Here is a 25,553-nt window from a genome sequence, read left to right as displayed (position 1 = left end):
TGCGCGCATCGCATGTTGCCAATCGCGCGCGAGGGCGCACATTAAGGCCATGATTTCGACGAACCGCAAGCCGCGCGCCTTCGCGCCCGATCCGGCGGCCCCAGGCCAGGGCTGCAACAGCCCCGGCTGCCTGCTGGACGGCGAATTCCGCGCTCCCAAATCCCGCACCAATCTGCGCGAGTTCCATTGGTTCTGCCTGGAGCACGTACGCGCCTACAACGCCTCCTGGGACTATTATAAGGGCATGTCCGAAGGCGAGATCGAAGCCGAAATGCGCGCCGACGCATCCTGGCAGCGCCCGAGCTGGCCGCTGGGCCAGAACGGCAACGCCGCCCGCCTGCAAGAGGCGGTCGAGGCCGAGCTGCACGCCTTCGCCTTCGGCACCGAACGCCCCAACCCCGCCCCACGCTCCAGCGCGCCGCCCGAACTGCGCGAGGCGCTGGAGGTGTTCGCGCTGGTCTGGCCGGTTTCGATGGAGACGGTGAAAGCCACCTACAAAGCCCTGGCCAAGAAGCACCACCCCGACGCCAACCACGGCGACAAGGGCGCCGAGGAGCGGCTGAAGACCATCAATCTGGCCTATGCCACGCTGCGCGGCAGGTTGGCCTAGCCGCCCGCCGCGTAAGATGGCAAAATCAATGCAGCCTTGAAGGACCGAATACATGAACGACATCGCCGCGACGTCTGACTCCCGCACCCCCTCCACCTCGGCGATCAACCTGCCCGACATCAAGGTGAAGGTCCGCGAGGTGTTTGGCATCGACTCCGATCTCGAGGTCCCGGCCTTCTCGCTGCGCACCGAGCATGTGCCCGAGGCCGATCCCACCTATAAGTTCGACCGCGAGACCACGCTCGCCATCCTCGCCGGCTTCGCCTTCAACCGCCGCGTGATGATTCAGGGCTATCACGGCACCGGCAAATCCACGCATATCGAGCAGGTGGCCGCCCGCCTCAACTGGCCCTGCATCCGCGTCAACCTCGACAGCCACATCAGCCGCATCGACCTTATCGGCAAGGACGCGATCGTGCTGAAGGACGGCAAGCAGATCACCGAGTTCCGCGAGGGCATCCTCCCCTGGGCGCTGCAACATGCCTGCGCCTTGGTGTTCGACGAATACGACGCCGGCCGCCCGGACGTGATGTTCGTGATCCAGCGCGTGCTGGAGGTCGAGGGCAAGCTGACCCTGCTCGACCAGAACCGCGTGATCCGCCCGCACCCCTCCTTCCGCCTGTTCGCCACCGCCAACACGGTCGGCCTGGGCGACACCACGGGCCTCTATCACGGCACGCAGCAGATCAACCAAGGCCAGATGGACCGCTGGAACATCGTCGCCACGCTTAACTACCTGCCGCACCCGCAAGAGGTGGCGATCGTGATGGCGAAGATGGGCATCGCCGCCGACAACGCCGAGAAGAAGCAGCAGGTCGAGCGCATGGTGGCGCTGGCGGACCTCACCCGCGCCGGCTTCATCGCGGGCGATATCTCCACCGTCATGTCCCCGCGCACGGTCATCACCTGGGCCGAGAACACGCGCATCTTCGGCGATGTCGGCTTCGCCTTCCGCCTGTCCTTCCTCAACAAATGCGACGAAGCCGAGCGCCAGACGGTGGCCGAGTACTACCAGCGCTGCTTCAACGAGGAGATCCCGACCGGCCTGCGCCAGCCGGCCTGACGCGACATGAACGGCAAGCAGGATCAGGGCAAGGCCGAGGAGTTCAAGCGGGCGACCGCAAACACGCTGCGCGCCATGGCGCATGCGCAGGAGCTTGAGGTCGCCTACCAGCCCGGCCCGGCGGGGCTGGCCAGCAACAACAAGCGGGCGCGCCTGCCCTCGCCCTCGCGCGCGCTGCCCGCGGCCGAGATGGCCAAGCTCCGCGCCGCCGCCGATTCCATGGCGCTGCGCCTGCGCCACCACGACGATTCACTGCACAACGCCCGCGCCCCCGTGGCGCACGACGCCCGTGCCGCGTTCGACGCACTGGAACAGGCGCGCGTGGAAATCTACGGCGCGCGGCACATGGCGGGCGTGGCGGCCAATCTGCGCCACAAGCTGGACGATGAGTGCATCGCCCACGGGCTGGACAAGATGACCACCCGCGACCAGCTGCCTTTGGCCGAGGCCGTCGCCCTGCTGGCGCGCGAGCGTATGGATCCGGCCTCGGTGCCCGATTCGGCGCGGCATGCGCTCGATCTCTGGCACAACACGCTGAGCCAGGACGCCGAGAACGCGCTGAACGAGATGGCCTCCGCCCAGGGCGACCAGACCCATTACATCAGCGCCGCGCGCAAGCTACTGGCGGCGGTGGACCTCGCCGAGGCCGAGCCCGGCCCGGGCAATGACGAGAGCGAGGAGCAGAGCCAGGAGTCCGGCGAGCAAAGCTCGCAGCAGAACAACAGCCAGGAGAGCGAGGGCCAGCGCCAGGAGCAGGAGGCCCCGCTTCTGGCCGCCCAGCCCGAGATGGCCGAGGGCGATTCCGGTGACGACTTCCAGGAAGAGGAAGGCGAGCCCGAGGATATGTCCGCCGATGCGGGAGATGCCCCTTCCGGCCCGCAAACCCGCCGCCCGCCCGCCGATACCGGCGATGTCAGCGCCTACCGCGCCTACACCACCGCCTTCGACGAAGAGGTGGCCGCCGAGGATCTGTGCGACCCGGACGAGCTGACCCGCCTGCGCCAACAGCTTGACCAGCAGCTCCAGCATCTGCACGCGCTGGTGGCCAAGCTCGCCAACCGGCTGCAGCGCCGCCTGCTCGCCCAGCAGACCCGCGCCTGGGAGTTCGACCTGGAAGAAGGCATGCTGGACGCCGCCCGGCTCTCGCGCATCGTCGTCGATCCGCTGCTGGCGCTGACCTATAAACGCGAGCTGGAAACCGAGTTCCGGGATACGGTCGTGACCCTGCTCATCGACAATTCCGGCTCCATGCGCGGCCGCCCCATCACCGTCGCCGCCATGTGTGGAGACATCCTCGCCCGCACGCTGGAGCGCTGCGGCGTGAAGGTGGAGATTTTGGGCTTCACCACCCGCGCCTGGAAGGGCGGGCAGAGCCGCGAGCAATGGGTGCAGGCAGGCAAGCCGCCCCAGCCCGGGCGGCTGAATGATCTGCGGCACATCATCTACAAGGCCGCCGACATGCCGATGCGCCGCGCGCGCAAGAATCTCGGCCTGATGCTGCGCGAGGGGCTGCTGAAGGAGAATATCGACGGCGAGGCCCTGCTCTGGGCCTATAAGCGCCTGCTCGGCCGCCCGGAATACCGCCGCATCCTCATGGTCATCTCGGACGGCGCCCCCGTGGACGATTCCACCCTCTCGGTGAATGCCGGGAATTATCTGGAGCGACATCTGCGCGACGTGATCCGCGACATCGAAAGCCGGGGGCTGGTGGAGCTGATCGCCATCGGCATCGGGCACGACGTGACGCGCTATTACCGCCGCGCCGTGACCATAGTGGACGCCGAGGAACTGGGCGGCACGATGATGCGCAAGCTGGCCGAACTGTTCGACGAGGATGACAGCGCCGCCTGGCACCGCGCCACCGCTCTAGGCGCGCCGCAGATCGGGTAAACGCCGCTTTTTGAAAAAAGCGGTACCAAAAACTTCTTTTACTGCGGACACGCCTCCGCCATCGCCTTAACCTCAGGCGATGGCGGCTGCACGGGGCGATGCAACGCCGCCCCCAGCAGCGGCGCCAGCGCGATGGAATGCGCGTACTGGCAAGGCTTGGCCAGATGGTCCTCGCTGTTGAAAAAATCCGCCGCCGGGTAATGGCTTTCATTCGGCAACGCCAGAAACGCCCCGCCATTTTGCACATACACAGCCCGGATTGCCGCCAGCACATCCGGCGGCAGCGCCTGTTGCCGGTCATCCGCCGGCAACCCGCCAATCACCACCACGCCCCGCCGCCCCTGCACCGCGACAAAACCGGAAATCAGCCTGCTGCCATACCCCGCAGTGATTTCCGGCGATGTCGGCAACACGCGCGGCGCAGCGCCAATCAGCGCTGCGTCCCGCAACGCCAAATCGTTATCAACTCTATCACCTTGTTCATTATACTCTCGCGCCAGCAGCGCCTGTGCGTCCAGCGCATGCAGATGCGCCAGCGGCATCTCCGCGGCGGATTCCAGAAGATCATCCAATTGGCAGCAGAAAACCGCACCCAGCGCCCGTTCTCGCGGCATCTCGCGCAGCACATCCCGATCATGCCGGAGCAGGAATGCGCCATCCACCGCTGCGCGATATTCCCCAGCACTCATCGTGTATTGCGCCAGTTCCATCGGCATATACACAACATCGCCAGGACGCAGCAGCGGCGCGTAGCGGGCGAATACATCGTCCAGCCCAATGCCCACGGCGATGCCCGCATTCTCGCACGGCATATCCAACATCGTCCCCAGCACCGCGCAGGAATGCGAATACGGCCCGTTGGAGCCTGCTAGAATCACCAGGCGCGGCAAAGGCATGGCGGCCAGTGCGGCGGTTTTATCCAGCAACTCCAGCCGCAGCACGCCCAAAGATAATGGCCTGTCCGCCACCCCGGCGAACACTGCCGCATACAACGCCACCGAGGCCAGACAAGTCAGCAGCAACCGGTGCATCAGAACTGGAAATACAGAAACGGCACGGCAGCCGGGGCAAAGAACAGCGCTTGCACGCTGAACGCAAAACTCCCCAACAACGCCATATGGCGGCGATTGCGCGTCATCTCCTGCGTATTCGGCAGTGCCAGCGCAATCCACCACCCCAGTGCCAGGAACAACACACCCTGCGGCAGGCTGAGGGTGCGGGCATCGCCCAGATACGGCAACACCGGCACCACACGCACATACGCCGCGAGCCAGGGCACGGCCTGGGCAAAAATCTGCGGGAGCGCGACGCCATTGCCGCCGAACAGCGCCTTATAAAAGAGCATCGCAGCGCCAAACCCTTCGGCGCGGAACGGCACCCAGGCCAGCAGCACGCAAAGCAGCGTCAGCCCCCAGCCCAGCCTTGCCGGAACCCGCCAGCCCAGCCGCTCCACCCAGCCATGCAGCACCAGATACACCCCATGCAGCCCACCCCACAGCACGAACCGCCACGCCGCCCCGTGCCACAGCCCGCCGAGCAGCATGGTGATCATCAGGTTGCGGATGCGCTTGCCCTCGCCCTGCCGGTTGCCGCCGAGCGGGATGTAGAGGTAGTCGCGCAGAAACCCGCTCAGCGTGATGTTCCAGCGCCGCCAGAAATCGCTGATGTTCCGTGCCTTGTACGGGCTGTTGAAATTCACCGGGAACTTGATGCCGAACATCCGCGCGAGGCCGATCGCCATGTCCGAATAGCCGGAGAAGTCGAAATAGATTTGCAGCCCATAGGCCAGTAGCGCCACCCAGGCCTCGATCAGGCTCAACGGATCATGCCGCGCCGCCGCCGCGAAGCCCGGCTCGGCGAAGCGCGCCAGCCCATCCGCCAGCACCAGCTTCTTGCCCAGCCCCAGCAGGAAGATTTCCGTCCCAAGCACCAGCCGCTCGCGCAGCCCCTCCCAGGGCCGCAACGCCGCGAATTGCGGGAGGATATGGCCGGGCCGCACGATCGGCCCCGAGATGAGATGCGGGAAGAAGGCGATGAAGCAGGCATAATCGAGGAACCCCACCTCCCCCAGTTCGCCACGCGCCACGTCCACCAGATACATCACCTGCTGAAAGGTGAAGAAGCTGATTCCCAGCGGCAGGAAAATGCCCGTGGCCCCAAACAGCACGGCATATTTAAACAGCCCCAGCAGGCCGAGATTGAACCCCAGCCCCGCCACCAGCCAAAACCGCCCGCGCGGGATCATCCGCCCAAAGCCGGAATTCGCCCCGATGGAGACCAGCAGCAAAAGCAGAAAGGGCGGCTTCCACCACGCGTAGAAGACCAAGCTCACCGCCAGCAGCCAGAGCATCGCCGCCCGGCGCCCCAGCTTGGCGGCGGCCAGAAACCCACCCAGCGCCACCGGCAAAAACACCAGAATGAACAGCCTGCTATTGAAAAGCACGCAATTTTTGCTCGCCGTGGTTGTATCGAGGCCGGTTTACTTTACTAATCCGCCCCAGACAATTGGACCTGCCGCATGGCGATGCTATAGCGCCACGCCACCACAACGGTTCCCGATGAACGATACTGCGCTTACCCACCCTGCCCTTCTGCCTGTCGGCCTGCGCGACATCCTGCCCCCCGAGGCGGAGCTGGAAGCCCGCTCCGTCGAGGCGATCATGGATTGCTTCGCCGCCCACGGGTACGAGCGGGTAAAGCCGCCGCTGCTGGAGTTCGAGGACAGCCTGTTCGCGGGCTCGGGCGCCGCCACGGCGGAGCAGACCTTCCGGCTGATGGACCCGGAGAGCCAGCGCATGATGGGCCTGCGCGCGGACACCACACCGCAGATCGCCCGCCTCGCCGCCACCCGCCTCTCCGCCTCGCCCCGCCCGCTGCGCCTCGCCTATGCCGGGCAATGCCTGCGCGTGCGCGGCACAGATCTGGAGCCTGAGCGGCAGATCGCCCAGGCGGGCATCGAGTTGATCGGGCTGGACGCCGCCACAGCGGATGCCGAGATCATCCTCACCGCCATCGAGGCGCTGGAGGCCGTAGGCCTGACCCAGCTCAGTGTGGACCTCACCGTGCCCCGCCTAGTACCGGATCTGGTCGATGCCAAGCTCGGCCCGGTGCAGCCCGCCGCCCTCTCCCGCGCGCTGGACCGTAAGGACAGCGCCGGTGTCGCCGAGCATGGCGGAGCCGCCGCCCCGGTGCTGCTGGCACTGTTGGAGGCCAGCGGCTTGGTCGAGCGCGCCATCCCCTTGCTGCTGGCCATGGACCTGCCCGCCCCCGCCAAGGCGCAGATCGCCCGCCTCGCCGAGACCGTGGACGTGCTGCGCGCCGCCCGGCCCGAGCTGCAGCTCACCATCGATCCGGTGGAATTCCGCGGCTATCAATACCATACCGGCATCTGCATGACCGTGTTCGCCGCTGGCGAGCAGGCCGAGCTGGGGCGGGGCGGGCGCTATCTGTGCGATAACGAACCCGCCACCGGCATCACGCTGTACCCGGACACCATCACCCGCCTCGCGCCCCAGCCCAAGCTGCGCCCGCGCCTGTACGTGCCTTTCGGCACCAAGGCCCAGGACGCAGCCGCCGCGCGCGCAAAACATTTCGCCACCATCAACGGCCTGGCCCCGCACCCGGACCCGCGCGCCGAGGCGCGCCGTCTGGGTTGCAGCCATGTCTTCTCGGACGGCCAGATCGTCCCGCTCGCTTAAGGAACCAGGATTATGACGAACGTAACCATCATCGGCGCGCAATGGGGCGACGAGGGCAAGGGCAAGGTTGTGGATTGGCTGGCCAGCCGCGCGGATGTCGTAGTCCGTTTCCAGGGCGGGCATAATGCCGGGCATACCCTGGTCGTGGGCAATCAGACCTACAAGCTCTCCCTGCTGCCCTCCGGCCTCGTGCGCGGCAAGCTGGGCGTCATCGGCAATGGCGTGGTCATCGATCCGTTCGCCCTGCTGACCGAGATCGAGCGCGTCTCCGCCCAGGGCTTGAAAGTCACGCCCGAGACCCTGCGCATCGCCGACAACGCCCCGCTGATCCTGCCGCTGCACGCCGCGCTGGACGCCGCGCGCGAAGCCGCCCGTGGCGAGCGCAAGATCGGCACCACCGGGCGCGGCATTGGCCCAGCTTATGAGGACAAGGTGGCCCGCCGCGCCATCCGCGTCTGCGACCTCGCGGAACCCGAGACCCTGGCCGCCAAGCTCGACGAGCTGCTGCTGCACCACAACACCCTGCTCGCCGGCCTCGGCGCGCCGACCTTCAAGAAGGAAGACGTGCTGGCCAGCCTGCTGGAACTGGCGCCCAAGCTGCTGCCCTTCGCCGAGCCGGTGTGGGAGCGCCTCGCCGAGGCCAAGCAGCTCGGCCAGCGCATTTTGTTCGAGGGCGCGCAGGCCGTGATGCTGGATGTCGATCACGGCACCTACCCGTTCGTCACCTCCTCCAACACCGTGGCCAGCACCGCCGGGTCCGGCAGCGGCATGGGGCCGGACGCGGCGGGCCGCGTGCTCGGCATCGCCAAGGCGTATTGCACCCGCGTCGGCTCCGGCCCCTTCCCCACCGAGCTGCACGATGAGACCGGCCAGCAACTGGGCGAGCGCGGGCATGAATTCGGCACCGTGACCGGACGCAAGCGCCGCTGCGGCTGGTTCGACGCCGCACTGGTCCGCCAAGCCGTGAAGGTCGGCGGCATCCAGGGTCTGGCCCTGACCAAGCTGGACGTGCTGGACGGCTTCACGGAGCTGAAGATCGGCGTTGGCTACACCATCAACGGCAAGGCTTATAAGCACCTGCCCGCCGGCATGGCGGCCCAGGCGGCGGCGGAGCCGATCTACGAGACGCTGGAAGGCTGGAGCACCTCCACCCGTGGCGCCCGCTCCTGGGCCGAGCTTCCGGCGGCGGCGATTAAATACGTCAAGCGCATCGAGGAGCTGGTTGAAGCCCCGGTCACCCTGCTCTCCACCAGCCCGGAGCGCGACGACACCATCCTGATGCAGGACCCCTTTGCAGGCTAACCAGCCGCTTCTGCTGAACTGGCTCGATGCCCTGGTCGTGCTGCTGGCACGGCTGGGGCTGCCGGAAAGCTTCATCCGCTTTGGCATCGTCGGCGGCTTCGGCTTCTGCTGGGATACCGGCACCGTCTACCTGCTGCGCGGCCATACCAATCTCTACATCGCGGGCACGTGCGGCTTTCTCGTCGCCGCCACGGTCAATTGGGCCGCCAACCGGCTCTGGACCTTCCGCCACCACGAGCATGATGCCGCCCATATCCAATGGGCGCGCTTCATCGCCGCCAATGCCGTGGGATTTGTTTTCAATCGCGGCGTGTTCTTCGCCCTGGTGGCCCATTTCCCCCTCGCCAATCAACAACCTGTGATTGCCATCATCGCCGGTACGTTAGCGGGGCTAATCTTTAATTATGTGCTTTCCAAGCGTTTCGTGTTTCGTTAATACAACCCAAAGTAACAACACGTTAACTACACGACAACCTTAGAGAGCGTCTCGTATGGCGGAGCTTCACGCCTCGGCGGCCCTGATACAAGGGCAAACCCGCGCTGAAACGGCCTCTCTTTGCCCCCGCACGCTGCTCACCCGCCAGCAATTGCTGGTTATTTCCGATCTTCTCTGTATGCTGGCACTGCCGCTGACAGGCAGCCTGCTCATGCGGGAGAGCGAAGACTTGTTCCGCAACCTGTGGTTTTACGCACTGTTAGCCCTGCTCACAGTGCTGCTCACCGCCTCGCATGGCGGTTACAGGAAGTGGGCCCGGCAACCCGCCAGCATCGCCGCCAACAGCTTCCTCGCCACCAGCCTCGCCATGCTCGCCTTGGCGCTGCTGCTTGGGGATCCGCATATCCTCACTCGCGCCTGGACGGCGGCCGACCTCGGCATCACCCCGCTGCTGCTGGCGGGCGGGCGCTCTTTGCTCGCCATCCACACGGAGGCAGATGACCCAGCCCAGGCCGGGCGCGGCACGCTCGTCATCTGCTACGACCATTGCCCGCGCGACCTGCCCCGCGCCCTGGCCGAGAAGCGGATATCCCGCAACGTCGCCGGGGTGCTGCACCTCTCGCGGCTGCACGAGCCGGGCAACTGGCACCGCTGGCCGGAACTGCCGGATCCCCAGGCCCTGCTGCAACTCATCCATGAGCGGGACATTAAGGACGTGGTGTTCATCCACCACCCCGCGCTGGAGAGCTTCAGCGCCGCGCTGCACCAGGAGTTGCTGGCCGAACTGCTCGCTTTCCCGGCGCAGATCTGGATGGCCTTCGACCTCGCATCCAATCTGCCCGACGTGCTGAAATCCCGCTCCGGCGCGTGCAAGCTCATGCCCATCGCCACCGAGGAGCTGATCACCTCCGCCAACCCGGCCAAGCGCCTGCTGGACCTGCTGGGCGGCACGACCCTGCTCGCCCTCGTCGCCCCGCTGCTGCTGGCCCTGGCCATGGCGGTGCGCCTGAGCAGCCCGGGGCCGGTCCTGTTCCGCCAGACGCGCATCGGCGCGCATGGGCGGCGCTTTTCCCTACTCAAGTTCCGCACCATGACACATGCGCCGGAACGCCCCTTCGTCCAGGCCCAGACGGGTGATGCGCGCATTACCCCGGCGGGGCGCATCCTGCGGCGCCTTTCGCTCGACGAACTCCCCCAACTTATCAACGTCCTTCGCGGCGATATGTCGCTCGTTGGCCCGCGCCCGCACGCGCCGGAGACGCAGGTGGAGGGCTTGAGCTTCGAAACCGCGTTGCGCCTGTACCGGCTGCGCCACCGGGTAAAGCCGGGAATGACCGGGCTGGCGCAGATCCGCGGTCAGCGCGGGGCCACCCCGGCCATCGCGGCGCTGGAGCAGCGGCTGGCCAGCGACCTCGAATATATCCAGAACTGGTCGCTGGGGTTGGATCTCTCCATCCTGTTGCGCACGCTCCCCGCCGTGCTCTCGCAGAAGAATGCCTACTGAGAAGCGCCGCGCCGGCTTCCCCCCACCCTTGGGCGGGTACGACGCGGATATCATCATCCTCTGCCTCAACCGGCTGGAGGATACGCTAGAGGCCATCGGCTCCGCCTTGGCCCAGCGCGGCGGAGACTTCCACGTCACCGTGCTGGACCAGGGCTCGGAACCCGAGACCATCGCCGCCATCGCCCGCGCCTTCGGTACCCATCCGCGCTTCGCTCTCCACAGCGCGGGCAAAAATCTCGGCGTGGCGGGCGGGCGCAATCTCGCGGCCAAACTCGGCCATGGGAGCGTCATCGTGGCGCTGGATAACGACGCCACCTTCCGCGACGACTGGGTGGTGGCCAACGCGCTGAAGCGCTTCCGCCGCAGCCCCGATCTCGGCGCTCTGGGCTTCGCCATCCTCACCGCCGACGGCACGGGCCCCGATCCAGGCGCCTGGGGCTACCCCAAATCCCTGCTGCCGCGCTTCAGGGAGCGGTTCGACGCCTCCACCTTCGTCGGGGCCGGGCACGCCATCCGCCGCGCCGCTTGGAGCGCCGCCGGGGGGTATGATTCCAGCCTGTTCTTCACCTGGGAGGAATATGATTTCTGCCTCGCCGCCATCGCTCTGGGCTGGCGCATTGCCTACGATGGCACCTTGACCGTGCTGCACAAATCATCCGCCGAGGCGCGGGTACAGTGGAGCGGCGAGCGCATGGCCTGGTTCGTCCGTAACCGGCTGATCATCGCGCGCAAATGGGGGGCTTCCCGGCTGGGGCTGGTGCCACGCATCGGGGTGTATTGGCTGCACGGGCGGCGGCATGGCTGCGCGCCGCAAGTCTGGCGGGGGGTGGCACAGGCTTTTGAAGCAAACATTCCCGAGCCGCGCCGGATGCCCGAGTCAATGCGCCGCTATATCAGCCGCAATGAGACGCGCCATCGCGGCGGGCTGGTGCGCCAAGTGGTTAGCCTATTCAGCTAGGGGATGCAGCGTATTCACCAGCTTCTGTAGCCGCTCGGCCAGGACATGGGTGTAAATCTCGGTGGTGGAGATGTCCGCATGACCAAGGAGCTTCTGCAAACTTCGCAAATCCGCCCCATGCGCCAACAAATGCGAGGCGAAGGAATGCCGCAGCACATGCGGCGAGAGGCGTTCCGGGTCCACCCCCGCCTGCACCGCGACCTGTTTCAGCAGCAGCGCGAAGCCCTGGCGGGTCATCGGCTCGCGCGGGTCGCGCCCACTGAACAGATAGCGCGGCACGGGCTTCTTCTGCTCCATCACCTCACGCAGTGCCGCCGCCGCATCCTTCGCGGGCGCCGAGAGTGGCACCATGCGCTCACGTCCGCCCTTGCCTTTAATCAACAGCATCTGCGCATCGGTGGAGAGCGCCTCGCCCTTCAGGGCCAGCAGTTCCGAAACGCGCAGGCCTGTGGCGTAGAGGATCTCCAGCCCCGCCACCGCCTTCAGCCCCTTCAGGCCGGAAAGCTCCCGCGCCGCGCCGAACAAAGCCATCACCTCCGCCTCGCTCAGATATTTCGGCAGCGCCTTTGGCAAACGCGGGGAGGCAAACTCGGCCATCGGGTTATCGCTCCGCCGCCCCTCGCGCAGCAGGAACAGGAAGAACTGCCGCAGGGTGGAAAGCTTGCGCGCTTGGGTGCGCGCGGCCAACCCCAACTCGTATAGCTGGCGCACATAGGCCGCCACATGGCTGGCATCCGCCGCCCAGGCGCTCACCCCGCGCGTGCGCAAAAAGCCAAGAAAATCATCCAGGTCCGCCGCATAGGCGGCGAGCGTGTTGGCCGCCGCCCCCCGCTCTGCGGCCAGCATTTCCAGAAACGCCTCTGCCTGGCCATCTATCGTCATGCGCTCAATGTGATAAGCGTTCCCGGCAATGTCTTTCAACCATCACGACCTGCCCGTGCAGGAGCGCAGCATCGTTCTGGTCGGCCTCATGGGGGCCGGCAAAACCGCCATCGGCAAGCGCCTCGCCGCCCAACTCGGCCTGCCGTTTTACGATGCCGACCACGAGATCGAACGCGCCGCGGGCATGAGCATCGCGGAAATCTTCCAAACCCATGGCGAAGCGCATTTCCGCGCCGGGGAAAAGCGGGTGATCGAGCGTCTGCTCTCCGGGGAGCGCATCGTACTCGCCCCGGGTGGCGGTGCCTTCATGGACCCGGAGACCCGCGCGCTAGTCCGCGAACGCGCCATCTCCATCTGGCTGCGCTGCCCGCTGCCGGTGCTACATTCCCGCGTGATGGGGCGCACGCACCGTCCGCTGCTCAACGCCGGGGACCCTGCGGAAATCCTGGCCCGGCTTTCGGAGCTGCGCAGCCCGACCTACGCCCTGGCTGACATCATCATCGACGGTTCGGAGGTTCCCCCGCAAGTGACGACCGATAACGTGATTGCCGCGATCAACGCCTACACCCCGCCGCGGCGCGTGCATGTGCAGCTCTCCGAGCGCAGCTACGACGTGCTGATCGGCCCGGACCTGATCAAGCGCGCGGGCGCGCATATCGCCCCCGTGCTGCCGCAGCCGCGCTGCGTCATCATTACCGACAGCAACGTGGCCGCCCTGCATCTGCCCACATTGCAGGCGGCGCTCACCGAGGTCGGCATCAAGCACGCCACGCTCACCGTGGCGCCGGGCGAGGAGTCGAAGAGCTTCGAGACCTGGCAGCGCCTCGTGACCTCGCTGCTGGAGCAGAAGGTGGACCGCCACACCACCATCATCGCCCTTGGCGGTGGCGTGGTGGGCGACCTCGCAGGCTTTACCGCCGCCGCCACGCTGCGCGGGCTGCCCTTCATTCAGATCCCCACCACCCTGCTCTCCCAGGTGGATTCCAGCGTCGGCGGCAAGACGGGCATCAACACGCCGCAGGGCAAGAACCTGGCCGGCGCGTTCCACCAGCCGTTGCTGGTGCTGGCCGATACCGGAGCGCTGAAGACCCTGCCGGTGCGCGAGCTGCGCGCGGGCTATGCCGAAATCGTGAAGGCCGGGATGATCGCCGACGCCCCCTTCTACGAATGGTGCGAGGCGAATGCCGAGGGCATCGTCGGCGGGGATGACGCGCTGCTCTCCCAGGCCATCGAGCATGCCGTGCGCTTCAAGGCGCGGGTAGTGGGCGATGATGAGCGCGAGACCAAGCCGAACAATGGCCGCGCGCTGCTGAACCTGGGCCACACCTTCGCCCATGCGCTGGAGGCGGAATGCCATTTCGACGGCACGCTGCTGCATGGCGAGGCCGTGGCCACCGGGCTGGTGCTGGCCACCGATCTTTCCGCCCGGATGGGCCTCTGCCCGCAGGAGGATACTGGCCGGGTCGCCGCGCACATCGCCCGCGCCGGGCTCAACCCGCGCATCGCCGGGCTGAACGCCGAGGCATTGCTGGCGCATATGAAGCAGGACAAGAAGATGCGCGAGGGCAAGCTTACCTTCATCCTCATGCGCGGCATCGGTCAGGCCTTCACCAGCAATCAGGTGGAGGAAGACGCCGTCCGCAACACGCTGCTCGCCAACGGGGCAGCGTAACAACGCCGCCCTTTTTGAAAAAAGGGCGGCACCCCAAAAACTTTTAAAACTTTACGACTCGTCCGGCGAGATGATCACGCATCCGGTCGGCCCGCCAGAGAGGCGGTTGCAGGCGTTCACCGCGTCCTCATGCGGCAGCCCCACGATGCGCGCGCGATAGGTGGTCTTGCCATCCCTGTGGATGGACTGCACCATCGCCTGCCCATTCACCAGCTGCGACACAGCGGAGAGTTCCGCCATACCGAGCGCCGCGCGGGCGTTGGACGCGTTGGAATAAGCACCGACCTGGATGGCCCAATGGCGGCTGCCCGAAGGCGGCATCGCGGAAGCCTGCATGGTGCGCGACGGGGTATCGGCCATGGCGGACGGCACCAGCGCGAAACGGGGCTGCGGCTGCGTCCGCGCCGGTGAGGGCGGCGGAGGCGGCAGGGACATCGCCAAGGCCGAAGCCGAGAGCGAGCTCTGATACGCCGGCACGGCCGGACGTGAAGGCGGCGGGGGCGGAGGCGGCACCGGCGCTTCCTGCACTTCGGCGACGGCAGTGTTCTGCGCCACGGGGGCAATCTCCGAACTCTGCACCGCCTGGGTAACGGAAGGCGTCTGCACAGGAGCGATGGACGCCACCTGCACCTGCGCCCCCGTATTGTCACCCGTATTGGCGGGCAGCCCGTAAGAGGCATTCGGCACGAAGCCCGGCGGCAGCAGGCCGGGCGCCTGGCTCATCGGCTCGGTGTTCAAGGCCAGCTGGTCGGCCACGGAGCGATGCGCCGGGTAATAGCCCTGGATGCGCGGCGCGATCATCGCCACGTAATTCTTGGTCTCGTCCGGCAGGGGCCGGCTGTAGTTCATGTAGGAGTTCAGCCGCCCCGGCCCGGCGTTATACGCGGCCAGAAAGCCAGGCGAGCCATAGACCTGATACATGGCGTGGATATAGGCCGTGCCCGCCATGATGTTGTCGTACGGGTTGAACGGGTCATTCCCCAGCCCGTACTGCGAGGCCATCTCCTGATAAGTTTCGGGCTCAAGCTGCATCAGCCCCATGGCCCCCGCGGCGGAGACCACAAGCTGGCCGCCAATATACTCATGCCCGCCGGATTCCACGCGCATCACCTGGCGGATCCACATCGCCGGCACGTCAAACCGCGCCGAGGCCTCCTGGATATAGGGCCCCCATGGATCGCTCGGCGGGCCGGGCGGATTGTAGTCGTGCTGGGCATGGGAAAGGTAATAATTGGAGTTCTCGGCGGTACGCGGGCCGCCAGCGCAGGCGGTGAGTACGGCGAACCCCGCGCAGCCCAGCGACAGCTTGACCTTGAAGCCGGCACGAGAGCCACGCAAACGCCCCGGCCGCACTTTAGAGCCATTGACCACGATCAGAAGCCTCCAGCAATTCACGCCATATTTTTGCAGCATCATGTTCAATGACGGCTTAAACAAGGCACTGTAAGCCATTAGACCACCACACAAGTTTCGGCAATAAAATCTTGAGCCACGGCGCTACCGGCGAAAGCACAATCGTGTTAGCTCTGCAGCCATGCGGCGTTCTTGCAAAACCTCCCTGCTGCGCTCCGCTCCGGCCATGCTGCTGGTGTTTGGCGGATTGAGCGCCTGCGCGCCCTCTTCCCCGCAAGCCAGCACCGGCGCGGCGCCCAGCCTGCCCACAGGCACCGTGGCCGCCGTGCGCCATGCCGAGCCAGGGCAATCCCAAGCCTCGCTTGGCCGCATCATGTCCATCCTCGGCCAGCCGATGCCCGCCAATGCCGGGCCAGGCACGGAAGTGGTGATCAGGATGCAGGACGGCTCGGTGAAATCCGTGCCCGAGGCCGTGGACCCGCCGCTCTCCGCCGGGCAGAGGGTGACTGTCACCAAGACGCCGGACGGCGTCTCCATCAACCCGATCTGAGCCCCGAGGCGGCGCATGGTTGATGCCGCCCCACCGTTCCGCTATCGCCAGCCTATGCACATGATTGCGCCTGGCCAGGATACGGCCGGACCCGGCTCGCCGCCACCGGACGCGCCGCCGGCAAAGCGGCTCGTCATCGCCGCCTCGCATAGCTGGCGCGAACGCCTGCGCCTGGCCCTGGCCGACATTGCGGATACCGCCCGGCTCTGGCCGCTGGTGTGGACGCTCAGCCTGTTCGACATCCGCCTGCGCTATCGCGGCTCCCTGCTCGGGCCGCTTTGGCTAACCCTCTCCACCGCCATCATGGTCGGGGCCATCGGCGTGCTCTATGCGCGGCTGTTCCACCAGGATGTCGGGGATTACCTGCCGTTCCTCACCATCTCGCTGGTGCTGTGGACCTTCATCAGCACCGTCGCCTCGGATGCCACCACCTGCTTCACCCAGGCCGATGCCATGATCCGCTCCATGCGCATGCCCCATTCCGTGCATGCCGCACGGGTGGTGATGCGCAACATGCTGGTGCTGGGGCATAATGTCGTCGTCATCGCGGTGGTGTTCGCGCTGTTCGGCACCAGGCCAGGGCTGGATAGCTTTACCCTGCTGCCCGGCTTCCTGCTCTGGCTGGCCGACGGCTTTGCCGCGAGCCTGCTGCTGGGGCTGTTCGGCGCGCGATTCCGGGACATTCCGCCCATCATCGCCAGCATCATGCAGATCGCCTTCTACGTCACGCCCATCATGTGGAACCCGGCGATGCTGGCGCATCGGGGACTGGCCAAGGCGTTCGTCGAACTCAACCCGTTCTACGCGCTGCTGGAGATCATCCGCGGCCCGCTGCTCGGCCAGCCGCTCAATCCTGGCGCATGGCATCTGGCCGTGATCTATTCGCTGGGCCTCTTCCTGGTCACGGGCCTTGTCTTCACGCGCGCGCGGCCGCGCCTGCCCTATTGGTTGTAAGCCATGACCCAGCTGATCGTTAACGATGTCTCGGTGTCCTTTCCGCTCTACCACGCGGAGAGCCGCAGCCTGAAGAAGACCGTGCTCGCCGCCGCCTCGGGCCGGCTGGGCGAGGACAGCCGCCACCGCCTGACCGTGGAGGCGCTGCGCGGTGTCTCCTTCACGCTCAACACGGGCGACCGGCTGGGCTTCATCGGCTCCAACGGCGCTGGCAAGACCACGCTGCTGCGGACAATGGCGGGCATTTACGAGCCGGTGGGCGGGAGCATCACCATCGAGGGCGCGGTGACCGCCCTGCTCGACCCCGGCCAGGGCATGAACCCGGACCTCACCGGCAATGAGAACATCCGCCTGCGCGCCCTCTTCAACGGCTATTCCGAAGCGCGGATCCGCGAACTGCAAGAGGATGTCGCCGCCTTTGCCGGGCTCGACCAGTTTTTGGCCCTGCCGGTGCGCACCTACAGCTCCGGCATGGTGGTGCGGCTTGGGTTTGCCATGGCCACGGCCATCCGGGCGCAAATCCTGCTGATGGATGAATGGCTCCTGGCGGGCGATGCCAGCTTTCTCGACAAGGCCCGCCAGCGGCTGGAGACCATGGTGCGCGGCGCGGAAATCCTGGTGCTGTCCTCGCACCGGCCCGATATCCTGCTGCAATGGTGCAACCGGCTCATCTGGCTGGATGGCGGCACGGTAAAGGCCGATGGCACGCCGGAGGAGGTGCTCGCCGCCTATCTGCCGGCGGACCAGTTTACCCACGCCATGGAAACCGCTGGGAAAACCGCCTGAGGAAAGGACACGCCACATGCCCGCCATCGCCTATGTGAACGGCCGGTATCTGCCGCTGCATCAGGCCAGCGTGAATGTGGAGGATCGCGGCTACCAGTTCGGCGATGGCATCTATGAGGTGCTGTACGTGTATCGCGGCCGGCTGGTGGACGAGGCGCTGCACCTGCAACGGCTGGCGCGCAGCCTGGGCGAGATCGAACTACCCCGCCCGATGTCCGCCGCCGCGCTGCGGATCGTCATTGGCGAGGTGCTGCGGCGCAACCGGATCGAGACCGGGCTCGTCTATATGCAGGTCACGCGCGGTGTCGCCCGGCGGGACCATCCCATCCCCTCGCCTGCCCCGCGCCCGAGCCTCGTCATCACGGCAAGGCGCAAGCCGGAGCCACCGGCCGACATCGCGGACTGGACGGCCGAGGCCATCACCCTGCCGGATGAGCGCTGGGGACGCTGCGACATCAAATCCACCAATCTGCTCCCCAACGTGCTGGCCCGCACCGAGGCCAAGCGCGCCGGGGCGTATGAGGCGATTCTGTACGACACCAACGGCAATGTGACCGAGGGTGCTGCGAGTACGGTCTGGATTGTCACGCGCGAGGGCACGCTGCTCACCCGTAACCTGGACCGGCATATCCTGCCCGGCTGCACCCGCGCGGCGCTGGTCGAGGCACTTCAGCACCAGGGGATCGAGTTCGAGGAGCGGGAAGTCTCGCTGGACGAGTTGTGCGCGGCGCGGGAGATTGTCCTCACCAGCGCCACGTCCTTCGTGAAACCCGTGGTGCGGTTGGATGGCAAGCCCATCGGCAATGGCGGGCCCGGCGCCACCGCCACGGCGCTGTTCGAACTCTATTTACGCCGCCTGACGTAACAGGAGAGCAAAATGTACGTGCCGCCCGCCTTCGCCGAAACCCGCCCCGAGGAGCTGCACGCCATCATGCGCACGGCCTCTCTGCCGGTGCTGGTCTCCCCCACCGCCACCGGGCTGGCGGCAACGCATCTGCCGCTCTCATTGGACGGCACCGACAAGCTGGTGGGGCATATGGCGCGGGCCAACCAGCATTGGCGGGAATTTGATCCGCATGCCGAGTCGCTGGCCATTTTCACGGCGGTGGATGGCTATGTAAGCCCGAGCTGGTACCCAACCAAGGCGGAGACCGGAAAGGTGGTGCCGACCTGGAACTATCAGGCGGTGCATGCCACCGGGCGGCTGGAGATCGTCGAGGACCAGGCCGCGCTGCTGGAGATCGTCTCCCGGCTCACCGATCGCTTCGAGTCTCCCCGCGCCACCCCCTGGACGGTAAGCGACGCCCCGCCTGACTACATCGCCGGGCATCTCAAGGGCATTGTCGGCGTGGTGCTGCACATCACCAAATTGCAGGGCGTGGCCAAGCTCAGCCAGAACAAGTCCCTGGCCGACCGGGAGGGGGTGATCGCGGGTGCCGAAGCCGAGAGCCCGGCGCTGGCGGCGGCGATGCGGCGGACCCTAGATTAATTTGCCCTCGAACGGCGGCAGATAATCCGGGGCGTCGAACTCGATCACCCAGAGGTCGGGGTCGTAGGAAACCTGCTTCTTCACATAGGCGTCGGTGGCGTCCTCGCTCACCGGCTCGGGGCCAGTGCCGCGCATCCAGGCCAGTTCGCCATTCATGTCGCGGAACTGGGTTAATACGATGTTGCCCGTGCGCCCGTGCAGCACCACCAGCACACCTCCGGCATCGGGATCGCCCTTGCGCACCACGAGGCCCGGCTTGCCGTCCACCATCCCCAGCCGGAGCGCCGCCGAGACCCAAATTCCCGCCTTGATCCTCGGCTCACCCATGCTAATCCCTACAATACGTTCACGGATACCCGCGCAGGTCTTGCGCGGTCCGGTCCACTCTGCGTGCAACCACTCGTTTGCTCAAGTCTGTAGGGAGACTCCGCAATGTTCCGACCGGTCCGCTGGCTTGGCGCCGCCCTTGCCGCCCTCCTCGCCCCCACCGCACACGCCGCCGATACGGTGAGCTTCGGGCTGGATTGGGTGGCCGAGCCCGAATATGGCGGCTACTATCAAGCGCTGGCCACGGGCATCTATCAGAAATACGGGCTGGATGTGCACATCGTCCAGGGCGGACCGCAGGTGAACAACGCGCAGTTGCTCATCGCCGGGCGGCTGACCTTCGACATCACCTCCAACGCCTTCCTCGCCCTCAACTTCGCGCAGGAGAACATCCCCTTTGTCGCCGTCGCCGCGGGGTTCCAGAAGGACCCGGACGCGCTGATCGCGCATCCCGGCCAGGGCAATGACAGTTTTGCCAGCCTCAAGGGCATGCCCATCGCGGTAAGCACCGATACGCGGGCCAGCTGGTGGATCTTTCTCAAGGCCAAATACGGCTATAGCGACGATCAGCTCCGCCCTTACGGCTTCTCGCTCACCCCGTTCTTCACCAATCCGCAGGACGTGCAGGAGGCTTACGTCACCTCCGAGCCCTATCTGGTGCATCAGCAGACCGGGCAATGGCCCGTGGTGCTGGCCCTGCCCGATGCCGGGTTCGACGGCTATGCCAGCCTGATCGCCACCAGCCGAAAGCTGGTGGATGGCAACCCGGATCTGGTGAAACGCTTCATCGAGGCTTCCACCGAAGGCTGGTATTCATTCCTCTACAGCAACCCAGCCCCTGCTTTTGCCGCCATAAAAGCCGCCAACCCGGACATGACCGACGGGCTGATGCGATTCGGCTATGAACAGCTCAAGGCGCGCGGCATCGTCGATTCGGGCGACACCAAGCGGCTTGGCATCTACGCCATGACCGATGCGCGCTGGGCCAGCTTCTTCAACCAGATGGCCGAGGCCGGGCTGTACGACAAATCCATGGACTACAAGGCGGGCTACACGCTGCAATTCGTCGATCATGGGTTTGGCGTGCAGAAATAATGTTTTCCCTCCGTTCGGTCGCCAAGACCTACCCGAACGCCACCATCGCGCTAGACGGTATCACCGCCGAGATCGCGCCCGGCGAGTTCGTGGCGCTGCTGGGGCCATCCGGGTGCGGCAAATCCACGCTGCTGCGACTGCTGGCGGGGCTGGAGGAACCAAGTGCCGGAGAGATCGGGTGGGAACATCGCCCCGGTCCCGGCGATATCGGCTTCGTGTTCCAAGACGCGACGCTACTGCCCTGGGCCAGCGCCGAGGAGAACGTGTACCTGCCGCTGCGCCTGCGCGGGCACAAGCATGCCGAAGCCGCGCCGCTGGTTGCCGCCGCCCTGGCGCAGGTGGGTCTGGCGGAGTTCACCAAGGCCAAGCCGCGCGGGCTTTCGGGCGGGATGAGGATGCGCGTGTCCATCGCCCGGGCTTTGGTCTCCGACCCGATGCTGCTGCTGATGGACGAGCCCTTCGCGGCACTGGATGAATTCACCCGCCACAGGCTGCAAGACGATCTGCACGCGCTATGGCGGCGCAGCGGCAAGACCATTGTGTTCGTTACCCATTCCATCTACGAGGCCGCTTATCTGGCCAGCCGCATTCTGGTGCTCTCGCCACGGCCAGGGCGAATCGCGGCGGAGCTGCGCCCCAACCTCCCCGAGGGGGCGCACCGCCGCACCAGCGCCGCCTACACGCAGCTCGTCGCCGAGATCACCGAAACCTTCCAACGCGTGATGCCCGGGCATGAGTAAGAGCGTCGAACGCCTCGCTCCCTACGTGTTCGGGCTGATCGCCCTTGGGGCGTGGCAAGGGCTGGTCTGGGCGCTGGATGTGCCCTCTTACGTCCTGCCGGGACCGATCGCCATCGTGCAGGCTTACCTGGACGGCCACCAAGTGCTGAACCAGGCATTGCTGTCCACGTTAAGCGTGACCTTCGTGGCGCTGGTCGCGGCCACGGCCATCGGCGTGGCGCTGGCCGTGGCCATGGCGGCCAGCCCGCTGTTCCGCGCGGCCATCCAGCCCTGGGCCGTGATTTTGCAGGTCACGCCCATCGTCGCCATCGCGCCGTTCATCATCATCTGGGTCAACCAGCCGTTTCTGGCGCTGGTGGTCTGCGCCGTAATCATGGCGTTCTTCCCGATTCTCTCCAACACCGCCGCCGGGCTGGCCAGCACGCCGCCAGAACTGCGCGACTTGTTCCGGCTGAACGGCGCGACTCGGTGGCAGACGCTCACTCTGCTCAGCCTGCCCGCCGCCTTGCCCAGCTTCCTCACCGGGTTGCGCGTTTCCGGCACCTTGGCGCTGGTGGGGGCGGTGGTGGCGGAATTCGTGGCGGGATCAGGCGGTTTCGCCTCGGGGCTGGCATACCGTATCATCGAGGCCAGCTACCGGCTGGAGATCCCGCGCATGTTCGCGGCACTGGTGCTGCTGGGGCTGTCGGGCATCGTCATCTACGCCGCACTCGGCTGGTTGGAAGCCGCCCTGCTGCGCCGACGCGACGGCGCTTGAAATCTGCCCCGGACTCTGCGACGCAAGGACGACGACTGGAGACCAATATGACTGACTACACGAAGACGCTGAGCAAGGGACAGCTCGCTTATGAACAGCAGCGTGCGGCCAAGGCTGGGTTGTCGCTGGAAGACTGGATGAAGAGCAAGGCCAAAAAGGCCGAGGAAGAAGCCAAGCAAGCCGCCCCCAAGCCGCCGAAGAAGAAGGGCTTCTTCGCCCGGCTGCTCGACAAGGCACACGAGCCGCTCAGCTAATAAAAAAGGGCAAACCCCGGCGGGTTTGCCCTTTTGCTTTACCAGTTAAGGCGAAGACTTACTCTTCGCCTTCAGCCTCGGCGGCCACTACCGGCTTCGGGCCGGAGTCCTGGCCCTTGGCGGAAACGTCGCGCTCCACCAGCTCGATCACGGCCATGTCGGCGGCATCGCCATAACGCATGCCGGCCTTCAGCACGCGGGTGTAGCCACCGGCGCGGGTCTTGTAGCGCTCGGCCACAGTGGAGAACAGCTTGGCGACGATCGTCTCATCGCGGAGCTGATCGAAAGCCTGACGCTGGGCATGCAGCCCACCGCGCTTGCCGAGCGTGATCAGCTTCTCCACGACCGGGCGAAGCTCCTTGGCTTTCGGCAGGGTGGTGGTGATCTGCTCATGCTTGATGAGTGCGACCGCCATGTTGCGGAACATGGCAGCGCGATGAGAGGAGGTGACGCCGAGTTTACGACCGCTGAGACCGTGACGCATGATGAAGTGTTCCTGTTAATACTTTAGAAAGGCTGGTCCGAGCGCTTGGCCAGTTCCTCGATATTCTCGGGCGGCCAATCCGGCACCGTCATGCCAAGGGAGAGCCCCATGACAGTCAGCACTTCCTTGATTTCGTTCAAAGATTTGCGGCCGAAATTCGGCGTGCGCAGCATTTCCTGCTCGCTCTTCTGCACGAGGTCGCCAATATACACGATATTGTCGTTCTTCAGGCAGTTGGCGGAACGCACGGAGAGCTCCAGCTCGTCCACCTTGCGCAGCAGGTTCGGGTTGAAGGGCAGCTCGATGCGCGGCTCTTCGGGGCGGGCGCGCTGCGGCTCCTCGAAGTTCACGAACATGCTGAGCTGGTCCTGCAGGATGCGCGCGGCCAGGGCCACGGCGTCCTCCGGCGTCACCGCGCCGTTGGTTTCCACTTCCAGGATGAGCTTGTCATAATCCGTCACCTGGCCCACGCGGGTCTTCTCGACCTTGTAGGACACGCGGCGCACCGGGGAGTAGATGGCATCGACCGGGATCAGGCCGATCGGCGCGTCCTCGGGACGGTTGGCGGAAGCCGCCTCGTACCCGCGGCCGGAGCCGACGGTGAATTCCATACCGAGCGTCGCGCCCTCGTCCAGCGTGCAGAGCACGAGTTCAGGGTTCATGATCTCGATATCGTGGCCAGCCTGGATCTGCCCGGCCTTGACCTCGCCCGGGCCGGTCGCGGTCAGCACCATACGCTTCGGCCCCTCGCCATGCATGCGCACAGCGAGCTGCTTGATGTTGAGCACGATGTCGGTCACGTCCTCGCGCACGCCGGCGAGGGTGGAGAACTCATGCAGCACGCCATCGATACGGACTGCCGTGACGGCGGCGCCCTGCAGCGAGGAGAGCAGGATACGGCGCAGCGCGTTGCCGAGCGTGAGGCCGAAGCCCCGCTCCAGCGGCTCGGCGACGATGGTGGCGACGCGGGAAGCATCGGCACCAAATTCGACGTCGAGCTGCTCCGGCTTAATCAGCAACTGCCAATTGCGTTGCAGAGACAAAGTAGAGTCTTTCAACTTTCACCCCTCCGGCCTGGGCGGGGGATAAGACTCCACCCCGGCCTAAAGAAAAACCGAACCCAGATTAGACGCGGCGGCGCTTGCGCGGCCGGCAGCCATTATGCGGGATCGGCGTCAGGTCGCGAATCGCGGAAATCTGGAAGCCCACGGCCTGCAGGGCGCGCAGCGCGCTCTCACGTCCCGAACCAGGACCGCTCACCTCGATCTCGAGGGTCTCCATGCCGTGCTCGCGGGCCTTGCGGCCAGCGTCTTCGGCGGCAACCTGAGCGGCATACGGGGTGGACTTGCGGCTACCCTTGAAGCCCTGGCTACCAGCGGTCGACCAGGCAATGGTGTTGCCCTGCGCGTCCGTGATGTTGACCATCGTGTTGTTGAAGCTGGCGAGAACGTGCGCAACACCGGCGATGATGTTCTTGCGTTCTTTCTTGCGGGGACGAGAAGAGGCGGGCTTCGCCATATCGGTATTCCTGTTTCTGACGCTATGCGCGGAAAATTAGCGGGTGGCTTTCTTCTTGCCGGCGATGGCAACAGCCTTGCCCTTGCGGGTGCGGGCGTTGGTGTGGGTGCGCTGACCGCGGACCGGCAGCCCCTTACGGTGACGCAGGCCGCGGTAGCAGCCCAGGTCCATAAGGCGCTTGATGTTCATCGCCACTTCGCGGCGGAGGTCGCCCTCAACGCGGAAGTCGCGGTCGATGATCTCGCGCAGGCGCTGGATCTCTTCGTCGGAGAGCTGGTTAACCCGGCGCTCGTCAGGGATGGCCAGTGCCGTGCAAATCTCCTGAGCCTTCGCCGGGCCGATGCCGTAGATGTAGCGAAGGCTGATCACAACACGCTTGTTCGTGGGAATGTTTACGCCGGCAATACGCGCCACGTGGTCTCTCCTGAGGTCATAACAAGTAGCGGCGCCCCACCCGGGAGCGCCGCAGAAAGCGGGTTATAGCGCCCGCGAACTTAGAGTCAACAACGACTGATCAATTTTTCGTGAGGCTTGTCAAGAGTTGATGTCAGGCCTTCGCGGCGGATACGCCAACCTGGCGCAAAACCGCCTCGATCTGGCGCTCAACCTCATCCATCTCGGCCATGCCGTCCACGCTGAACAACCGCCCCTTGGCCTTGTAGTAGGGCAGAATCGGGGCCGTCTGGGCGTTATAGGCCTCCAGGCGCGCATGCACGGTCTCGGCCTTGTCGTCCGGGCGGCGGATGAACTCGGTGCCGCCGCATTTGTCGCACACGCCAGCCGCTTTCGGCTGCTTGAACGTGTCGTGGTAGCCCTCGCCGCATTTGGCGCAGGTGAAGCGGCCGGAAATGCGCTCGACCAGGGCGGCCTCGTCGACTCGGAGCTCGATCACCGCGTCCAGATCCACCGCCGCCTCGTGCAGCAGCTTATCCAGCGCTTCGGCCTGCGGCACGGTGCGGGGGAAGCCATCCAGGATGAAGCCGTTGGCGCAATCCTCGCGCTTGATGCGCTCGCCGATCATGCGGATCAGGATGTCGTCCGACACCAGCTTGCCGGCATCCATCACGGCCTTGGCCTCCAGCCCGATCGGGCTGCCCGCCTTCACCTCGGCGCGCAGCATATCGCCAGTGGAGATCTGGGCGATGCCGTAGCGCTCCTCCAGCAGCTTGGATTGCGTGCCTTTGCCAGCGCCGGGCGGGCCTAAAAGGATCAGTTCCACGTTGTTGCTCCT

Annotated in this window: 28 protein-coding genes; 18 read left to right on the top strand and 10 right to left on the bottom strand. The window is 65.9% G+C overall.

Going from position 1 to position 25,553, the window contains the following annotated elements; translation table 11 throughout:
- The first annotated feature begins 49 nt into the window (after positions 1–49).
- From HNP71_RS05515 to cobT, 3 genes are read left to right on the top strand one after another with little or no spacing between them, the layout of a single operon-like run.
- Positions 50–610: a DnaJ domain-containing protein gene (locus HNP71_RS05515; RefSeq protein WP_183265886.1), complete on the top strand. Its 561-nt coding sequence runs from the start codon at positions 50–52 to the stop codon at positions 608–610.
- A 52-nt stretch (positions 611–662) separates the two neighbouring features.
- The gene (gene cobS, locus HNP71_RS05510; protein ID WP_183265885.1) at positions 663–1,673 is read left to right on the top strand and encodes a cobaltochelatase subunit CobS; all 1,011 of its coding nucleotides are present in this window, start codon (positions 663–665) and stop codon (positions 1,671–1,673) included.
- Positions 1,674–1,679: 6 nt separating this feature from the next.
- Positions 1,680–3,563, top strand: a complete 1,884-nt coding sequence (cobT, locus tag HNP71_RS05505; protein ID WP_183265884.1) for a cobaltochelatase subunit CobT — start codon at positions 1,680–1,682, stop codon at positions 3,561–3,563.
- A 38-nt stretch (positions 3,564–3,601) separates the two neighbouring features.
- On the opposite strand, the gene HNP71_RS05500 is transcribed toward cobT, so the two are convergent.
- Positions 3,602–4,594: a hypothetical protein gene (locus tag HNP71_RS05500; RefSeq protein WP_183265883.1), complete on the bottom strand. Its 993-nt coding sequence runs from the start codon at positions 4,592–4,594 to the stop codon at positions 3,602–3,604.
- Positions 4,594–6,006 (bottom strand): MBOAT family protein, encoded by a 1,413-nt coding sequence (locus tag HNP71_RS05495; RefSeq protein WP_183265882.1) that lies wholly within the window; start codon positions 6,004–6,006, stop codon positions 4,594–4,596. The genes HNP71_RS05500 and HNP71_RS05495 overlap by 1 nt, the downstream gene beginning before the upstream one ends.
- A 115-nt stretch (positions 6,007–6,121) precedes the next feature.
- Between HNP71_RS05495 and HNP71_RS05490 the strand changes: the two genes are divergently transcribed.
- The 5 genes from HNP71_RS05490 to HNP71_RS05470 are packed head-to-tail and all read left to right on the top strand — an operon-like array spanning position 6,122 to position 11,461.
- Entirely contained in the window at positions 6,122–7,261 is a 1,140-nt protein-coding gene (locus HNP71_RS05490) for an ATP phosphoribosyltransferase regulatory subunit (protein WP_183265881.1), read from the top strand.
- A gap of 12 nt (positions 7,262–7,273) precedes the next feature.
- Positions 7,274–8,563 (top strand): adenylosuccinate synthase, encoded by a 1,290-nt coding sequence (locus HNP71_RS05485; RefSeq protein ID WP_183265880.1) that lies wholly within the window; start codon positions 7,274–7,276, stop codon positions 8,561–8,563.
- A complete protein-coding gene (locus HNP71_RS05480) occupies positions 8,553–8,999 on the top strand; it encodes a GtrA family protein (RefSeq protein WP_183265879.1) in 447 nt (148 codons plus the stop codon). Before HNP71_RS05485 ends, HNP71_RS05480 begins: the two co-directional genes overlap by 11 nt.
- Before the next feature lie 55 nt (positions 9,000–9,054).
- Entirely contained in the window at positions 9,055–10,503 is a 1,449-nt protein-coding gene (locus HNP71_RS05475) for an exopolysaccharide biosynthesis polyprenyl glycosylphosphotransferase (RefSeq protein ID WP_183265878.1), read from the top strand.
- Positions 10,493–11,461 carry a glycosyltransferase family 2 protein gene (locus HNP71_RS05470; protein WP_183265877.1) on the top strand — a complete coding sequence of 323 codons (969 nt, stop codon included), beginning with the start codon at positions 10,493–10,495 and terminating at the stop codon, positions 11,459–11,461. The genes HNP71_RS05475 and HNP71_RS05470 overlap by 11 nt, the downstream gene beginning before the upstream one ends.
- On the opposite strand, the gene HNP71_RS05465 is transcribed toward HNP71_RS05470, so the two are convergent.
- Positions 11,450–12,343: a tyrosine recombinase gene (locus tag HNP71_RS05465; RefSeq protein WP_183265876.1), complete on the bottom strand. Its 894-nt coding sequence runs from the start codon at positions 12,341–12,343 to the stop codon at positions 11,450–11,452. The two genes, HNP71_RS05470 and HNP71_RS05465, sit on opposite strands and share 12 nt — an antisense overlap.
- Before the next feature lie 28 nt (positions 12,344–12,371).
- On the opposite strand from HNP71_RS05465, the gene aroB reads away from it, so the two are divergent.
- A complete protein-coding gene (aroB, locus tag HNP71_RS05460) occupies positions 12,372–14,015 on the top strand; it encodes a 3-dehydroquinate synthase (protein WP_183265875.1) in 1,644 nt (547 codons plus the stop codon).
- 51 nt (positions 14,016–14,066) lie between these two features.
- Here the strand turns inward: aroB and HNP71_RS05455 are convergent, their stop codons facing one another.
- The gene (locus tag HNP71_RS05455; protein ID WP_183265874.1) at positions 14,067–15,431 is read right to left on the bottom strand and encodes a lytic transglycosylase domain-containing protein; all 1,365 of its coding nucleotides are present in this window, start codon (positions 15,429–15,431) and stop codon (positions 14,067–14,069) included.
- A 118-nt stretch (positions 15,432–15,549) separates the two neighbouring features.
- Here HNP71_RS05455 and HNP71_RS05450 point away from each other — a divergent pair, with 118 nt between their 5' ends.
- Genes HNP71_RS05450 through HNP71_RS05430 form a run of 5 tightly spaced genes read left to right on the top strand, consistent with a single transcriptional unit; the run spans position 15,550 to position 19,147 of the window.
- Entirely contained in the window at positions 15,550–15,918 is a 369-nt protein-coding gene (locus tag HNP71_RS05450; RefSeq protein ID WP_183265873.1) for a hypothetical protein, read from the top strand.
- 60 nt (positions 15,919–15,978) lie between these two features.
- Positions 15,979–16,872 carry an ABC transporter permease gene (locus HNP71_RS05445; RefSeq protein ID WP_183266017.1) on the top strand — a complete coding sequence of 298 codons (894 nt, stop codon included), beginning with the start codon at positions 15,979–15,981 and terminating at the stop codon, positions 16,870–16,872.
- A gap of 3 nt (positions 16,873–16,875) precedes the next feature.
- The gene (locus HNP71_RS05440; protein WP_183265872.1) at positions 16,876–17,658 is read left to right on the top strand and encodes an ABC transporter ATP-binding protein; all 783 of its coding nucleotides are present in this window, start codon (positions 16,876–16,878) and stop codon (positions 17,656–17,658) included.
- A gap of 16 nt (positions 17,659–17,674) precedes the next feature.
- Complete coding sequence (locus HNP71_RS05435; protein WP_183265871.1) at positions 17,675–18,523, top strand: D-amino-acid transaminase; 849 nt, start codon at positions 17,675–17,677, stop codon at positions 18,521–18,523.
- Positions 18,524–18,535: 12 nt separating this feature from the next.
- A complete protein-coding gene (locus HNP71_RS05430; protein ID WP_183265870.1) occupies positions 18,536–19,147 on the top strand; it encodes an FMN-binding negative transcriptional regulator in 612 nt (203 codons plus the stop codon).
- On the opposite strand, the gene HNP71_RS05425 is transcribed toward HNP71_RS05430, so the two are convergent.
- A complete protein-coding gene (locus HNP71_RS05425; protein ID WP_183265869.1) occupies positions 19,139–19,474 on the bottom strand; it encodes a DUF1491 family protein in 336 nt (111 codons plus the stop codon). The two genes, HNP71_RS05430 and HNP71_RS05425, sit on opposite strands and share 9 nt — an antisense overlap.
- Before the next feature lie 105 nt (positions 19,475–19,579).
- Here HNP71_RS05425 and HNP71_RS05420 point away from each other — a divergent pair, with 105 nt between their 5' ends.
- From HNP71_RS05420 to HNP71_RS05405, 4 genes are read left to right on the top strand one after another with little or no spacing between them, the layout of a single operon-like run.
- Positions 19,580–20,569, top strand: a complete 990-nt coding sequence (locus HNP71_RS05420) for an ABC transporter substrate-binding protein (protein WP_183265868.1) — start codon at positions 19,580–19,582, stop codon at positions 20,567–20,569.
- Positions 20,569–21,309 (top strand): ABC transporter ATP-binding protein, encoded by a 741-nt coding sequence (locus tag HNP71_RS05415; protein WP_183265867.1) that lies wholly within the window; start codon positions 20,569–20,571, stop codon positions 21,307–21,309. The genes HNP71_RS05420 and HNP71_RS05415 overlap by 1 nt, the downstream gene beginning before the upstream one ends.
- Positions 21,302–22,066 (top strand): ABC transporter permease, encoded by a 765-nt coding sequence (locus HNP71_RS05410; protein WP_183265866.1) that lies wholly within the window; start codon positions 21,302–21,304, stop codon positions 22,064–22,066. Before HNP71_RS05415 ends, HNP71_RS05410 begins: the two co-directional genes overlap by 8 nt.
- Positions 22,067–22,113: 47 nt before the next feature.
- Positions 22,114–22,320 carry a hypothetical protein gene (locus HNP71_RS05405; protein WP_183265865.1) on the top strand — a complete coding sequence of 69 codons (207 nt, stop codon included), beginning with the start codon at positions 22,114–22,116 and terminating at the stop codon, positions 22,318–22,320.
- Positions 22,321–22,378: 58 nt separating this feature from the next.
- Here the strand turns inward: HNP71_RS05405 and rplQ are convergent, their stop codons facing one another.
- The 5 genes from rplQ to HNP71_RS05380 form a co-directional block, all read right to left on the bottom strand.
- Entirely contained in the window at positions 22,379–22,804 is a 426-nt protein-coding gene (gene rplQ / locus HNP71_RS05400; protein WP_183265864.1) for a 50S ribosomal protein L17, read from the bottom strand.
- Positions 22,805–22,827: 23 nt separating this feature from the next.
- Complete coding sequence (locus HNP71_RS05395; protein ID WP_183265863.1) at positions 22,828–23,847, bottom strand: DNA-directed RNA polymerase subunit alpha; 1,020 nt, start codon at positions 23,845–23,847, stop codon at positions 22,828–22,830.
- An 82-nt stretch (positions 23,848–23,929) separates the two neighbouring features.
- Entirely contained in the window at positions 23,930–24,322 is a 393-nt protein-coding gene (gene rpsK, locus HNP71_RS05390; protein WP_183265862.1) for a 30S ribosomal protein S11, read from the bottom strand.
- Between the two features lie 36 nt (positions 24,323–24,358).
- A complete protein-coding gene (gene rpsM / locus HNP71_RS05385; RefSeq protein ID WP_183265861.1) occupies positions 24,359–24,736 on the bottom strand; it encodes a 30S ribosomal protein S13 in 378 nt (125 codons plus the stop codon).
- Between the two features lie 133 nt (positions 24,737–24,869).
- On the bottom strand, positions 24,870–25,541 hold the full coding sequence (locus tag HNP71_RS05380; protein WP_183265860.1) for an adenylate kinase: 672 nt from the start codon (positions 25,539–25,541) through the stop codon (positions 24,870–24,872).
- Positions 25,542–25,553 lie beyond the last annotated feature (12 nt).

Origin of the sequence: Acidocella aromatica, from assembly GCF_014201825.1 — a bacterium.
Classification (GTDB): domain Bacteria; phylum Pseudomonadota; class Alphaproteobacteria; order Acetobacterales; family Acetobacteraceae; genus Acidocella; species Acidocella aromatica.
Note: the sequence above shows the minus strand (reverse complement) of the source record. Positions and strands in the feature narration are given on the sequence as shown.